This window comes from Gottfriedia sp. NPDC058432, from assembly GCF_042721555.1.
Lineage (GTDB): Bacteria > Bacillota > Bacilli > Bacillales > Bacillaceae_G > Gottfriedia.
In genome coordinates, this window is record NZ_JBHXLC010000003.1 from 181,149 (window position 1) to 195,676 (window position 14,528).

Annotated in this window: 13 protein-coding genes; all 13 read right to left on the reverse strand. The window is 32.6% G+C overall.

Annotated elements, in window-relative coordinates:
• Nucleotides 1-11: 11 nt before the first annotated feature.
• The 13 genes from ACFWM3_RS05050 to hslV all read right to left on the reverse strand — a co-directional run bounded on the left by ACFWM3_RS05050 (nt 12) and on the right by hslV (nt 14,486).
• The gene (locus tag ACFWM3_RS05050; RefSeq protein ID WP_390310557.1) at nt 12-1,709 is read right to left on the reverse strand and encodes a proline--tRNA ligase; all 1,698 of its coding nucleotides are present in this window, start codon (nt 1,707-1,709) and stop codon (nt 12-14) included.
• Nucleotides 1,710-1,968: 259 nt separating this feature from the next.
• Complete coding sequence (rseP, locus tag ACFWM3_RS05055) at nt 1,969-3,225, reverse strand: RIP metalloprotease RseP (RefSeq protein ID WP_056470840.1); 1,257 nt, start codon at nt 3,223-3,225, stop codon at nt 1,969-1,971.
• A gap of 13 nt (nt 3,226-3,238) precedes the next feature.
• The gene (gene dxr, locus ACFWM3_RS05060) at nt 3,239-4,390 is read right to left on the reverse strand and encodes a 1-deoxy-D-xylulose-5-phosphate reductoisomerase (protein ID WP_390310559.1); all 1,152 of its coding nucleotides are present in this window, start codon (nt 4,388-4,390) and stop codon (nt 3,239-3,241) included.
• Nucleotides 4,391-4,423: 33 nt separating this feature from the next.
• On the reverse strand, nt 4,424-5,212 hold the full coding sequence (locus ACFWM3_RS05065; protein WP_390310561.1) for a phosphatidate cytidylyltransferase: 789 nt from the start codon (nt 5,210-5,212) through the stop codon (nt 4,424-4,426).
• Nucleotides 5,213-5,229: 17 nt separating this feature from the next.
• A complete protein-coding gene (locus ACFWM3_RS05070; protein ID WP_390310563.1) occupies nt 5,230-6,009 on the reverse strand; it encodes an undecaprenyl pyrophosphate synthase in 780 nt (259 codons plus the stop codon).
• 188 nt (nt 6,010-6,197) lie between these two features.
• Nucleotides 6,198-6,755 carry a ribosome recycling factor gene (gene frr, locus ACFWM3_RS05075; protein WP_056470851.1) on the reverse strand — a complete coding sequence of 186 codons (558 nt, stop codon included), beginning with the start codon at nt 6,753-6,755 and terminating at the stop codon, nt 6,198-6,200.
• A gap of 2 nt (nt 6,756-6,757) precedes the next feature.
• Nucleotides 6,758-7,480 carry a UMP kinase gene (gene pyrH / locus ACFWM3_RS05080; protein WP_056470854.1) on the reverse strand — a complete coding sequence of 241 codons (723 nt, stop codon included), beginning with the start codon at nt 7,478-7,480 and terminating at the stop codon, nt 6,758-6,760.
• 92 nt (nt 7,481-7,572) lie between these two features.
• Nucleotides 7,573-8,457 (reverse strand): translation elongation factor Ts, encoded by an 885-nt coding sequence (tsf, locus tag ACFWM3_RS05085; RefSeq protein WP_056470857.1) that lies wholly within the window; start codon nt 8,455-8,457, stop codon nt 7,573-7,575.
• A 128-nt stretch (nt 8,458-8,585) separates the two neighbouring features.
• Nucleotides 8,586-9,284, reverse strand: coding sequence for a 30S ribosomal protein S2 (gene rpsB, locus ACFWM3_RS05090; protein WP_056470859.1), 699 nt, complete (start codon nt 9,282-9,284; stop codon nt 8,586-8,588).
• A 524-nt stretch (nt 9,285-9,808) separates the two neighbouring features.
• Complete coding sequence (locus ACFWM3_RS05095; protein WP_390310566.1) at nt 9,809-10,573, reverse strand: FliA/WhiG family RNA polymerase sigma factor; 765 nt, start codon at nt 10,571-10,573, stop codon at nt 9,809-9,811.
• Between the two features lie 1,097 nt (nt 10,574-11,670).
• Nucleotides 11,671-12,450: a GTP-sensing pleiotropic transcriptional regulator CodY gene (codY, locus tag ACFWM3_RS05100; RefSeq protein ID WP_056470865.1), complete on the reverse strand. Its 780-nt coding sequence runs from the start codon at nt 12,448-12,450 to the stop codon at nt 11,671-11,673.
• 87 nt (nt 12,451-12,537) lie between these two features.
• Nucleotides 12,538-13,929: an ATP-dependent protease ATPase subunit HslU gene (gene hslU / locus ACFWM3_RS05105; protein ID WP_390310568.1), complete on the reverse strand. Its 1,392-nt coding sequence runs from the start codon at nt 13,927-13,929 to the stop codon at nt 12,538-12,540.
• A gap of 11 nt (nt 13,930-13,940) precedes the next feature.
• Complete coding sequence (gene hslV / locus ACFWM3_RS05110) at nt 13,941-14,486, reverse strand: ATP-dependent protease subunit HslV (RefSeq protein ID WP_056470870.1); 546 nt, start codon at nt 14,484-14,486, stop codon at nt 13,941-13,943.
• Between the last annotated feature and the right edge of the window lie 42 nt (nt 14,487-14,528).

The window sequence follows — 14,528 nt, forward strand, 5'->3', positions numbered from 1 at the left end:
CCACTTTTATTTTATTTTAACATATTTATTTCATTCACAAGGTTAGAAATTTCTACTTCTTTACTAACTTGTCCATCTCTTGTTTTAAGTTCTACAATTCCTTCTGCAGCTTTTTTACCAACAACTACACGAACAGGAATTCCGAAAAGATCAGCGTCTGCAAATTTTACACCTACACGTTCATTTCGGTCATCTAATAATACATCTTGTCCAATCTCTTTTAACGTTTTGTAAATATCGTCTGCTAAAGTTACTTGCTCTTCATTCTTTGTATTTACAGTAATAACATGTACATCAAAAGGAGCTAGATTTTTTGGCCATACAATACCTTTTTCATCATTATATTGCTCTACAATTGCAGCTAATGTACGAGATACACCGATTCCATAGCATCCCATAATGATTGGATTTGATTTACCATTTTCATCAAGGAATGTTGCATTCATAGACTCAGAATATTTTGTACCTAATTTGAAAACATGACCTACTTCAATACCTTTTGCAAAAGAAATAGTTCCTTTACCGTCTGGAGATATGTCACCTTCTTGAATAAATCGTAAGTCTAGGAAATCTTTAACATTATAGTCTCTATTTACAGTTACGTTAATGTAGTGATAGCCTTCTTCATTTGCTCCACAGCAACCATTTACAATACCTTTAATTGCATTATCAGCTAATACTAATAAATCAGATTTTACTCCAATTGGACCTAATGATCCGATTTCACAGTTCATTAGTTCTTTTACTTCTTCTTTAGAAGCAAGCTCTACTGAATGTGCACCTAAATAATTCTTTAATTTAATATCGTTAATTTCATGGTCACCACGAGCAAGCACTAATACGAAACTTTCATCTGCTTTGAAAATAATTGATTTAATGCTTTTTTCAATCGGTAAGTTTAAGAATTCAATTACTTCATCGATTGTTTTTTGATTTGGCGTTTCTACTTTTTGAACCTCTTCTAATTTCTCATCAGATGGTTCGTAATTCGTTACAACTGGGGCCATTTCAATATTTGCTGCATAGCTAGATTCATTTGAAAATGCGATTGTATCTTCACCAATGTCAGATAACACCATGAATTCATGCGTATCTTTTCCACCCATCGCTCCTGAATCAGCAACAACCGCTCTGAAATTTAACCCACAACGAGTAAATACGTTGCTATAGGCCGTAAATAAACGATCATATACTTCATCCAAGCTTTCTTGTGATGCATGGAAAGAATATGCATCTTTCATTAAAAATTCACGCCCGCGAAGTAGTCCAAATCGAGGACGTTTTTCATCACGGAATTTTGATTGTACTTGATAAAGTGTAATCGGTAATTTTTTATATGATTTTAATTCATCGCGAATAATAGAAGTTACAACTTCTTCATGTGTTGCTCCTAATGCAAATCCTCTACCATGTCGATCTCGTAAACGCATTAGTTCTGGACCAAAATTATCCCAACGACCTGATTCTTCCCATAATTCTTGCGCTTGCATTGATGGCATTAACATTTCCATCGCACCGGCATTATTCATTTCTTCTCGAACGATATTTGCTACTTTTTGAAGAACTTTATTTCCTAAAGGTAAGAAACTATATATACCAGATGCATTTTGTCTAATAAAACCTGCTCTTAATAATAATTGATGGCTTTTTATATCTGCATCTGATGGTACTTCACGAAGAGTTGGACTATATACGATACTTTGTTTCAAAAGGGTTCACCTCATATTTTTCTTTTATTCTTATATTCTTTTTAATAATATTTTGTAAAGTAGTTTTCGTAGTTGACTTAAAAGTCACATGTAACAATACACGATTCTAAAAAAAGAGCTTTGTAAGATAAGAATCCGCTCCCACTTAAAACGGGCTAATTGACAAATAATATGTCACTAAGCCCGTTTTATAAGCAAGTAAGTCGCGGATTCTTAAACAAAATTCATGAAATTACACGATTAAATTAAACAGAGCTTCTTATAAGAAAAATCTTTTAATATCGTTCCAAGTTACGATTATCATTAATAACATTAAAAGCGCAAAACCAATAAAGTGAACGACACCTTCTTTTTGGCGATCAATAGGTCGACCTCTTAATGCTTCTATTGCAAAAAATGTTAGTCTTCCTCCATCAAGAGCTGGTAATGGTAATAAATTCATAATACCAAGGTTGATACTTAAAAATGCTGCCCATTTCATTAAGTAGAAAATACCTGATTGTGCAGCCTGATCAGTTACTTGATAAATACCAACTGGACCAGAAAGATTATTGATTGAGAATTGACCAGATACTAAATGACCAACTGCTAATACAATTTCTTTTGTCCATCCAATTGTTTCAGTTATGCCATATTTAACTGAAGAAAAAACATTTTTTTCAACAGGGGCATAAACACCAATTAATCCATTAACTTTATGATCGATTGTTTCTGATTTTGGAGTGATTGGAATCGAAATAACTTTGCTATCTCTTTTCACTTTAAATAATAATTCTTTACTTGGGCTTTCTCTAACAATTTTAACTACTTCTGCCCATTTTGAAACATCTTTATTATCAATTGATAAAACAATGTCACCTTCTTTTAGACCAGCAGTTTGTGCTGGACCTTTTGGAAGTAATTCACCAATTTTAGCATCATTTACTGGAGTTCCTTGAAGTAATCCCAATAAGATAAAAATCACTAAAGCTAGAATAAAATTCATCATTGGGCCTGCAAAAATAGCAATCGCTCTTTTTCCTACGGATTTACTATTAAATTGTCGGTTATACGGAGCAATCTGGTGTCCTTGTCCTTCACTATAAATGAACGCTTTTTCATTCACATTGAATTTTGAAACGCCTTCAGTTCCTTCTTCGGTACCAATGATTTCTAACTTATGCTCTAAATCTATTGAATCAACTTCAACAAAACGAAGATCTTGGAAACGGTCAAACTGATCAACTGCAATTTTCGTAACTTCTCCGATTGCATTAAATTGTAAACCGATATGTGATCCAGGCTTTACTTGTACCATTTCTGGATCTTCTCCGGCATAACGAACATAACCACCAAGCGGCAATAATCTTATTGTGTATGTAGTTTCATTTCGAAAAAATGAGAAAACCTTTGGTCCAAATCCAATCGCAAATTCTCTACATAATATACCAGCACGTTTTGCAAAATATAGATGTCCTAGTTCATGAAAAAATACAAGTGCGCCAAAAATGACAACAAACGCTATAACTGTATTCATGTAATTACCACCCTTACTTTATTAGTGATGAAACGAATTGTCTTGTTTGTTCATCAATGTTACGAATTTCTTCTAATGAAGGTTTACTTAATACATTGTGTTTTTCAAGAGCGTTTTCTATTAAATTCTCAATTTGTAAGAATGATATTTTATTCTGTAAAAAAGCAGCTACCGCTTCCTCATTTGCTGCATTTAATACAGTTGGTAAACTACCGCCAACTTTTCCTGCTTGATAAGCATAATCCAAACATTTAAACCTGTTAAAATCCATCTCTTGGAAATGAAGTGTCCCAAATTTAATTAAATCTAATGGCTTATGATTATTAATTGGTTTTCTTGAAGGATAGTTTAGTGCATAGGCGATTGGTACTCTCATATCAGGTGTTCCTAATTGTGCCATTACACTTCCGTCATCGAATTCAATCATAGAGTGAATAACACTTTCTCTATGAAGTACTACATCAATTTTTTCATATGGCATATTAAAAAGCCAATGTGCTTCAATCACTTCTAATCCTTTATTCATCATTGTAGCAGAATCAATTGTAATCTTTGCACCCATTGACCAATTTGGATGGTTTAGGGCATCTTCAATTGTAACATCTTTTAATTGATCCCTTGTTTTATCTCTGAAACTACCACCTGAAGCTGTGATGACTAATTTATGTATTTCACTAGGATTTTCACCATTTAAACATTGATAGATTGCTGAATGCTCACTATCTACTGGTAAAATTGAGACACCATATTTTTCTGCTTCAGCCATTACAATATGACCTGCTGTTACTAATGTCTCTTTATTCGCCAATGCGATTGTTTTACCATTTTGGATTGCTTTCATAGTTGGAACTAAACCTACACTTCCAACAACAGCGTTTACAAGTATTGTACTGTCTTCATGGACTGCAACTTCGATAAGACCTTCTTCACCATATAAAACTTTGGTTTTCGAAGGGATCCCTAAGCTCTTCAGTTTTTCAGCTTCTTCTTTACCTGCAACTGAAACTAGTTTTGGTTTAAATTCTAAAATAATCTTATATAATTCATCAATATTTCTTCCAGCTGAACACGCGACTAATTCAAAATCATTTGATTGATTTCTAATAATATCGAGTGTTTGTATACCGATTGAACCAGTTGCCCCGAGTAAGCTGATTTTCTTCATTTTCATATGTCTCCTTAAATACAAAAACTAATACTATAACGCAAATAGTAAATAGACTATTGGCAATGTGAAAATGATACTATCAAATCTGTCTAAAATCCCACCATGACCAGGTAATAAATTTCCTGAGTCTTTAACGCCGTAGTACCTTTTATATGCAGATTGTACGAGATCACCTAATTGACCAAAAATCGAAACAAGAACAGCTACTAGTACTAAATATAGTATTGAATGATTTAAAGTTAACATAATCGATAAAATTACTGCAACTACTACACCACAAATAATTCCACCGATCGAACCTTCAATCGTTTTATTGGGACTAATATCAGGCCAAAGTTTTGTTTTACCTGTGGCTTTCCCGATAAAATATGCACCCGAATCAGTTGCCCATATTACGAATAATGGGAAGAAGAAGTATGAAATGCCCATATTTCTCATCTCGTACATATAATGAAATCCGTAACCTACATATAAACTACTTAGCACTACAAAAGAAGCATCTTCAAAAGTAAATGTATTCTTTGTAATTACCGTATATGATAAAAGTAATAGGATTAGTACAATTGAAATTTCAGTTTTACCGATTTCTATAGGAAAAAGGTTATTTGATAAAGCAGTTGGTGTAATTGCTACCCATGTTAAGATTAATCCAAGTACAGTTTGTGCACTAAATAAATTAAACTTTTTCATTCTAATCAATTCAAAATAACCGATTGTGCCAAGTGCAAATACAAGTAACCCGAATGGCCATTTACCAAATATTACTAATCCTAAAAATAATGCTCCAGCTATAACTCCTGTTATAATACGCTGTTTCAAGTTCGTTCACCGCTTTCTTAAATACCACCATATCTTCTTGCTCGATTTTGATATTCTTTTATAGCATCAATTAAACTTTCTTCGGTAAAATCGGGCCATAATACATCTGTAAAATATAGTTCTGAATAAGCAATTTGCCAAAGCATAAAATTACTAATCCTTAATTCACCACTTGTTCTAATTAACAAATCTGGATCTTTAAAATCACTAGTCATTAAATAACGATTGAACAAGTCTTCATTAATTTCTTCTTTATTTATTTTATTATCCAATACATCCGAAGAAATCTTTTTAACAGCAGAAATAATTTCGTCTCTAGATCCATAATTTAGAGCAAAATTTAATACCATACCCGTATTATTTTTTGTTTCCTCTACTGCTCTTAATACTGCTTCTGTTGTATAGCTTGGTAATTGCTCTTTATTTCCAGTTAACCTTACCTGCACATTTTCTTCGATTAATTCAGGTAAAAATGTCCCTAGAAATTCTTGTGGTAACTTCATTAAGAATTCTACTTCAGTTTTAGGTCTTTTCCAATTCTCAGTTGAAAAAGCATATAACGTTAAAGTCTTTACACCTAATTTACTAGCAGTTCTTGCTATTTTTCGAACTACTTTCATTCCCTCATAGTGTCCTTTAACCCTTGGTAGATTCCTCTTTTGTGCCCATCTACCATTACCATCCATTATTATTGCAACATGCTCAGGAATTACTCCGTCGACCCCATTTAATTGCGAACTTGGAGGTACATTTTTCTCTTCTTTTTTTCTTTTAAAAAAAGAAATTAATTTAAACATCTTTAATCCTCCGTTTAAGTATATCTAATTAAAGCATTGAGTAAAAAAACCCCCTTAAACAGAGGGTCTTTTTACTCAAAGCGCTTAGTTTATTTAATTATAATGCAATAATGAAATTATGTAATAGCATAATGTGAAAAATTCATTATTTTTCTAAGCGCTAGTAAGATATACCTTGCAATGCAGTATTAAACTTCCATTATCTCTTTTTCTTTTTCTTTTGTGATTCCATCGATTTTTTCGATATGTGAATCAGTTTGTTTTTGAATGTCTTCTACAAGACCACGTAATTCATCTTCAGTAATTTCGCCATTTTTTTCTGATTTTTTAAGATCATCATTTGCATCACGGCGGATGTTACGTACTGCTACTTTAGCATCTTCAGCAGATTTTTTAACTACTTTTACTAAATCGCGACGACGCTCTTCTGTTAATGGTGGGAAACTAATTCTGATTACAGTTCCATCATTTGAAGGATTTAAGCCTAAGTCAGCTTTTTGAATCGCTTTATCCATATCATTAATTACTGTTTTATCGTAAGGTGTAATTAATAATAATCTTGCTTCTGGTACTGAAATATTTGCCATTTGGTTGATTGGCGTTGGAGCACCATAATATTCAACTAAAACTCTATCTAAGATAGCTGGGTTCGCACGACCAGCACGTACTGTTGCTAATTCCCTAGAGAAAGCAGAAACAGCTTTTGTCATTTTTTCTTTTGCTAAAGAAATGATTTGATTAGACATTTTTATTTCCCCCTTACTATTGTTCCAATATTTTCGCCTAGTACGGCACGTTTAATATTTCCTTCTTCCATAATTGAGAATACAATTAATGGAATATCATTGTCCATACATAAAGAAGATGCCGTTGAATCCATTACACCTAAACCTTCTTTTAATACGTCTAAATATGTAAGAGTTTCGTATTTTACAGCAGTTTTATCTATAGATGGGTCAGCTGAATATACTCCGTCTACATTATTTTTTGCCATTAAAATAACATCTGCTTCAATTTCAGCAGCACGTAATGCAGCAGTAGTATCAGTTGAGAAATAAGGATTTCCTGTACCAGCAGCAAAAATTACAACACGTTTTTTCTCTAAATGACGAATTGCTTTACGACGGATATATGGTTCTGCAACTTGACGCATTTCAATTGATGATTGTACACGAGATTGTACACCAAGTGTTTCAAGACTATCTTGAAGTGCTAATGAGTTCATTACAGTACCTAACATGCCCATGTAGTCTGCTGTAGCTCGGTCCATACCCATTTCGCTACCTGTTTTACCACGCCAAATGTTACCAGCACCTACTACTACTGCTACTTCAACATCAAGTTCTGCAATTTCTTTAACTTGCTCTGCAATTGATTTAATAACTGAAGGATTAATTCCAAATCCTTGTCCGCCAGCTAGTGCTTCACCACTAAGTTTTAATACTACGCGATTATATTTTGCTTTACTCATAATACCCTCCATTTACGTACATCTATGTATTTACGTTTCTTTAAAAAATAGGGAACACATAGTGTCCCCTATTTTCATTCAAAGTAACTAAATTAGTTACCTTTTACTTGATTCATTACTTCTTCAGCAAAGTTATCTTCACGTTTTTCTAAGCCTTCTCCAACTTCATAACGAACGAATGATTTAACAGTTCCGTTAGCAGCTTTTACGAATTGACCTACTTTAACGTCTGGGTTTTTAACGAAAGATTGATCTAATAAGCAGATTTCTTCGAAGTATTTACCAATACGTCCTTCTACCATTTTAGCAACGATGTTTTCAGGTTTACCTTCATTTAATGCTTGTTGAGTTAAAATTCCACGCTCATGCTCAACTTCTTCTTGAGAAACAGCATCACGAGAGATATATTTAGGGTTGATTGCAGCGATATGCATAGATACGTCTTTAGCAACATCTTCTTTAGTTGTTCCTTCTACAACTGAAAGAACACCGATACGACCGCCACTGTGTAAGTAAGCACCAAATGCGTCAGCATCTGTTTTAGAAACTAATTCAAAACGACGTAATGAGATTTTTTCTCCGATTTTAGCAATTGCATGGTTGATGTAAGTTTCAACAGTTTCACCAGTTTCCATTGTTTGTGCTAAAGCTTCTTCAACAGTTGCAGGTTTGTTAGCAACGATGTGTTTTGCAAGAACAGATCCTAATTCTTTGAAACCTTCGTTTTTAGCAACGAAATCAGTTTCAGAGTTTACTTCGATTAGTACTGCATCGTTTCCAGCTACTTCAACGAAAGTTAAACCTTCAGCAGCGATACGGTCACCTTTTTTAGCAGCTTTAGCGATACCTTTTTCACGAAGGTAGTCGATTGCTTTGTCCATGTTACCTTCAGTTTCAGTTAACGCTTTTTTGCAATCCATCATACCAGCGCCAGTTTTTTCACGTAATTCTTTTACCATTTGTGCAGTAATTGCCATAATAATTCATCTCCTATATGTAAGCTTATTTTATTCAATCGTTTTATAAGGTAAACAATTTTCGATTATTTTAACCTTTAAAAAAGGTGATAAAAGGCTAAAACCTCTTATCACCTTTCAATTTCTCATTAAGCAGTTGTTTCTTCGCCTTGTTTCGCTTCAAGAATCGCATCTGCCATTTTTGATGTAAGAAGTTTTACAGCTCTAATAGCATCGTCGTTTGCTGGGATAACGTGATCGATTTCATCTGGATCACAGTTAGTGTCAACAATACCGATGATAGGAATGTTTAACTTACGAGCTTCAGCAACAGCGATACGCTCTTTACGAGGATCAACAACGAATAATGCATCAGGAAGTTGCTTCATGTCTTTGATTCCGCCTAAGAATTTTTCAAGACGTTCTAATTCTTTTTTAAGTTGAATAACTTCTTTCTTAGGTAACACTTCGAATGTGCCATCTTCTTGCATTCTTTCGATATCTTTTAAACGTTTAACACGTTTTTGGATTGTTTGGAAGTTTGTTAACGTTCCACCTAACCAACGTTGGTTAATGAAGTACATACCAGAACGGATTGCTTCATCTTTAATAGCTTCTTGAGCTTGTTTTTTAGTACCAACGAAAAGGATGTTTCCACCTTCAGCAGCGATACCTTTCATTACGTTGTAACATTCTTCAACCTTTTTAACTGTTTTTTGTAGGTCGATGATGTAGATACCGTTACGCTCAGTGAAGATGTAACGTTTCATTTTTGGGTTCCAACGGCGTGTTTGGTGACCGAAGTGAACACCAGCTTCTAATAATTGCTTCATAGAAATTACTGACATTTTATTTCCTCCTAATGGTTCTTTTTCCTCCGCTCACGTCTTCTTCTCCTATCACTCCCAAACTGGGTAGCACCAATAAGAAAATCGGCAAGCGTGTGTATTAACACCATGGACTACTATAGCATATACATCATTATTTTACAAGAGAAAACGAGAAATTATTGTCGAAGTTTCAACAATGATTGCTTTTCCTTTACTCTAAATAATTCTATCTTCCATTTTCATCCTACTAAATGATTAACAAATGAATGCAATAAATTTAGTGATTTGTGAATTGAGAATTCACCTGACCCAATTACTGAATCATTATCAGTATTGGGAATTTTTGTTAATTTATTCAACTTAATCGTATTCTTCTTCATATTTTATTAAATTGTAAAAAAAGAAATTGTCAATAAAGTAAGTAATGTGAGGCTGATTTCCTTTATCTAAATAAAAACATAAAATCATTAATACTGATCATTTCTAATAGAATTGCCTGTTAAAATTTCTAAATTTACAATGTAGAAATTACAAGGCTCCTATTATTTTTTACTTAAAAGGTCCCTTAATTTAAAAATAGACTTAGCATGAATCTGAGAAACCCTAGAAGTCGATAAATTAATAATTGCTCCAATTTCAGTCAATGTTAACTCTTCATGATAATACAAGCTTATTACTAGCTGTTCTTTCTCATTTAATTCAGTAACAATCGTCTTTGCAAGTAGCCTTATTTGTTCATCTTTCAGTAGCATTTCTTCTGGTGTTAATGTTTCATGATCTTTTATTGTATGAATAAAATTAACTTGTCCATCTCCTGCATCTTTGATTTGTTCATCTATAGACAACAGATTAGAGAAAAACACATCATTTATGACATTAACAACTTCCATCGAAGTATATCCAGTATACTCTGCTATTTCTTCAGGTGTAGCTTTTCTTTGAAGATCCGGTTCTAACTTTTCAATTGCAAAATCAATTTTTTTTGCCTTATCTCTAATTGATCTAGGTAACCAGTCTTCTTTACGAAGACCATCCAATATATTACCACTTATTCTAATTGAAGCATATGTTTCAAACTTTAAATCTCTTTTCGGATCAAATTTTTCTAATGCGTCATATAACCCCAACATTGCTAAACTGTGCAAATCATCTCTGCTGACATTTGAGGGTAATCTTTGAGCTATACGATTTACTTGGAAATGAACTATTGGCATATAAATCCGCATTAACGCATCTCCTGCATCTAAATCACGATCTTCAATCCACCTTTTCCAATAACTTTGTGAAACATTTTTTTGAACTTGCAACACGTCTTTCACCTCAGCGAATTACCATATTATGTTTTATACTTGATTGACAATTTGATTTAAAATAGTGAGTTTTGGTGAAAATATAATTTTTGGTCCTTCTTTTATTACTATTTAGCCTTTCAATTCCCCTAGCATTAAACGGTTAAATAGTAATAAATATGAATCTATTAATTTTATTCAATATTCGTTACGAATCAATCCAATTCGCATTCAAAAGCATCACGTTTATAATTTTATATACTAAGCCTCAAAATGCTTTTACAATGTATGTTTCGACAAAAACTCAATTGATCACTTTTCTATCCTTTTAAAAATTATATTATTAAAATTCTTTAATTTACCCACTCATTTTTTAAAATAATGTGAAATTTTATTTAGCACAATAAGAAACATTAATTTTTTTCATTTTTTCAAAATAATTGTACCTATATTCCAGAATTCTATTTTTAATATAATAGATAATTTTTTAGGATGACCTGAATTTAGTAATACTTAATAAAGAACAAATTTAAAGATTACAAAAATCATGATTTATACTATTAAAAAAGCAGCCTTTTTTGATTAATTGTTGTTTAGTAATTAACTGTTTATGACAAAAATTTATTAAAGCTAACGAGGTAGACATAAAAATAGGCTTAAGACTAAAGAAAGTAGGATAAATCTAGAAACTTTCTCTATTTGTTTGATATTGTACTTCTTTACCTTCGTCTTAAGGAGAGTATGTATCTGGAGTGGAAATAAACTGACATATACTAAAAAACAACAATATAGTTGAAAACAGTATAAAAGTAAAAACACCAGCACAATTCTATTATCTAAATCCCTCACAAAAATAATGTTTAAATTTTATCACTATAATCAAGTAAATATTTTTTAATCATACCATAATTTCCAATTCGTCTATATATCTCATTTAGACAAAAAAGGAAAATAGTCTCTATTTAGCTAATCATTTTATTCTAATATAAAAATCTGTACAATTCTAACCCTTTTTTAATTTAATAAAGACAAAAAAACCTTTTCCCAATTTTTATTGAGAAAAGGTTTAAACTTAAGTTTATCTTATAGTCTTCATTAAGAAGTGACTATACTAATTAGTTAGATTTTAATTTCTCTAACTCTAATAAGAATTTATCATTTAGTACTTTAATATAAGTACCTTTCATACCTAATGATCTAGACTCGATAACACCAGCACTTTCTAATTTACGAAGTGCATTTACGATCACTGATCTTGTAATTCCTACACGGTCAGCAATTTTACTTGCTACTAATAAACCTTCATAGCCATTTAATTCTTCAAAAATATGTTCGATTGCTTCTAATTCGCTATAAGAAAGAGATGAAATAGCCATTTGTACAACAGCTTTACTTCTAGCTTCTTCTTCAATTTCTTCAGCTTTTTCACGTAGAATTTCCATACCTACTACTGTAGCGCCATATTCAGCTAAGATTAAATCATCATTTTCAAAATCATGATTAATTCGAGCTAGAACAAGAGTACCTAAGCGCTCACCACCACCGATAATCGGTACAATAGTTGTTAAACCGCCAGAAAATAAATCTTTATTTTCAACTGGGAATGCAGTGTGCTCACTATTGATGTCTATATTTGATGATGTTTCATTAATATTAAATAGGTTTTGTGTATATTCTTCAGGGAATTGGCGATCGCTGAACATTTTTTGCATACGTTCATTTTCGATTTTTTGGTGAAGACCGTAACCTAATAATTTCCCTTTACGACTTAAAATAAATACGTTTGATTCAATAACTTCTTCTAATGTATCTGCCATTTCTTTAAAGTTAACTGGCTTCCCTGCAGATTGTTGTAATAACTTATTAATCTTTCTTGTTTTTTCTAATAATTGCATCTTTCTAAATGCCTCCTATTTAATTGTACGTTTCCTTTGAACCTCTTAGTAATCTCATGGTTGAATTCAAAAGTGTTCTTAGCTAAATCATAAAATGAATTGACTTATATCTTTATCTTTTGCAATATTTGCGAGCTTTTCATTTACATATTGTGGTGTAATCATAATTGTTCCCATTTGAATTTCAGAAGCTTCAAACGATAGGTCTTCAAGAAGTTTTTCCATAATAGTATGCAATCTTCTTGCGCCTATGTTGTCTGTTGTCTGATTAACTTCAAATGCTATTTCTGCTATTCTACGTATAGCATCGTCAGAAAATTCGATTTGTATACCTTCTGTAGACAATAAAGCTTTATATTGTTTAATAATTGAAAAATCAGGCTCAACTAAAATACCAACAAAATCTTCAACAGATAATTTCCCTAATTCTACACGAATTGGGAAGCGACCTTGTAATTCTGGTATTAAATCTGATGGTTTGGAAATATGGAATGCACCAGCTGCAATAAATAGAACATGATCCGTTTTAACCGGTCCATATTTTGTCACAACCGTACTTCCCTCAACGATTGGTAAGATATCTCTTTGTACGCCCTCTCTCGAAACATCTTGAGTAGAGTTTTGCTTACTTGCAATCTTATCAATTTCATCAATGAAAATAATCCCTAGTTGTTCAGCTCTATAAACTGCTTCTTGTGTTACTTCATCCATATCGATTAATTTCTGAGCTTCTTCATTCGTTAAAATCTTACGAGCTTCTTTAACAGGAAGCTTTCTTTTTTTAGTTTTCTTTGGAAATAGACTACCTAATGACTCTTGGAAGTTCATTCCCATTTGTTCCATTCCAGTTCCTTGCATAAAATCTAGCATCGGAGCTTGTTGTTGCTCTACTTCAATAGACACAAGATCTTCTTCTAGTTTTCCAGATAATAGTTGAAATTCTATATTTCTTCTTTTAGATGTTAATTCTGTATCATTCTCTTCTTGCTCAGCATTCGAGTTTTGTGAATCTTGATTAAAAAGCATCTCAAGTGGGTTTTTGAATGAAGCTTGTTTTTTCGTACTTGGTGCTAGAAGTTTTACTAATCTTTGATTCGCATTTTTTTCAGCTTGATCTTTCACCTTATTCATACGCTCTTCTTTTACAATTCGAATAGAAGTTTGGACTAAATCGCGAACCATTGATTCGACATCTCTTCCAACGTAACCAACTTCTGTAAATTTAGTAGCTTCAACTTTAATGAATGGCGCACCAACTAGTTTTGCCATCCTTCTAGCAATTTCAGTTTTACCAACACCTGTTGGTCCAATCATTAAAATATTTTTTGGTGAAATTTCATCACGGAATGACTCTTCAAGTAAACTTCTACGATATCGATTTCTGAGTGCAATTGCTACTGCTTTTTTCGCTTGTTGCTGTCCAACAATATATTGATCAAGTTTTTCAACAATTTGACGAGGCGTGAAAGAAGTACTCATAATACACTCTCCTATTCTAATTCTTCTAAAATTATATTTCCGTTCGTATACACACAAATATCACTTGCAGTTTTTAAACTAGCATATGCAATTTGTTTTGCTGAAAGATTTTCCCCTGCGTTTTCCTTTAATGCACGACCTGCTGCTAGAGCGTAATTCCCTCCAGAACCGATTGCAAGAATTCCATCGTCAGGCTCAATAACTTCACCAGTACCAGAAATTAATAATAATGAATTATGATCCATTACGATTAGCAATGCTTCAAGTTTATGTAATACTCGATCTGTTCTCCATTTTTTTGCTAATTCAACAGCAGCTCGTTGAATATTACCATTATATTCAACTAACTTGCCCTCAAAAAGTTCGAATAAAGTAAATGCATCCGCAACTGATCCTGCAAAACCAGCTAAAACTTTTCCATTAAAAAGCTTTCTAACTTTTCTTGCAGTGTGCTTCATTACTACTGCATTCCCAAAAGTTACTTGGCCATCACCAGCCATGGCACTTTTACCATCGTGTCTGATTGCGAAAATCGTTGTAGCATGAAAATTGGACATGTGAATCCTCCTTAGAAACGTTGATTAATTTCTAAAATTGAG

Excerpts from the sequence above, each read along its gene's own strand:
- rseP (WP_056470840.1), bottom strand. The coding sequence starts at position 3,225 with ATGAATACAGTTATAGCGTTTGTTGTCATTTTTGGCGCACTTGTATTT.
- dxr (WP_390310559.1), bottom strand. The coding sequence starts at position 4,390 with ATGAAGAAAATCAGCTTACTCGGGGCAACTGGTTCAATCGGTATACAA.
- ACFWM3_RS05070 (WP_390310563.1), bottom strand. The coding sequence starts at position 6,009 with ATGTTTAAATTAATTTCTTTTTTTAAAAGAAAAAAAGAAGAGAAAAAT.
- frr (WP_056470851.1), bottom strand. The coding sequence starts at position 6,755 with ATGTCTAATCAAATCATTTCTTTAGCAAAAGAAAAAATGACAAAAGCT.
- pyrH (WP_056470854.1), bottom strand. The coding sequence starts at position 7,480 with ATGAGTAAAGCAAAATATAATCGCGTAGTATTAAAACTTAGTGGTGAA.
- tsf (WP_056470857.1), bottom strand. The coding sequence starts at position 8,457 with ATGGCAATTACTGCACAAATGGTAAAAGAATTACGTGAAAAAACTGGC.
- rpsB (WP_056470859.1), bottom strand. The coding sequence starts at position 9,284 with ATGTCAGTAATTTCTATGAAGCAATTATTAGAAGCTGGTGTTCACTTC.
- codY (WP_056470865.1), bottom strand. The coding sequence starts at position 12,450 with ATGCAATTATTAGAAAAAACAAGAAAGATTAATAAGTTATTACAACAA.
- hslU (WP_390310568.1), bottom strand. The coding sequence starts at position 13,929 with ATGAGTACTTCTTTCACGCCTCGTCAAATTGTTGAAAAACTTGATCAA.
- hslV (WP_056470870.1), bottom strand. The coding sequence starts at position 14,486 with ATGTCCAATTTTCATGCTACAACGATTTTCGCAATCAGACACGATGGT.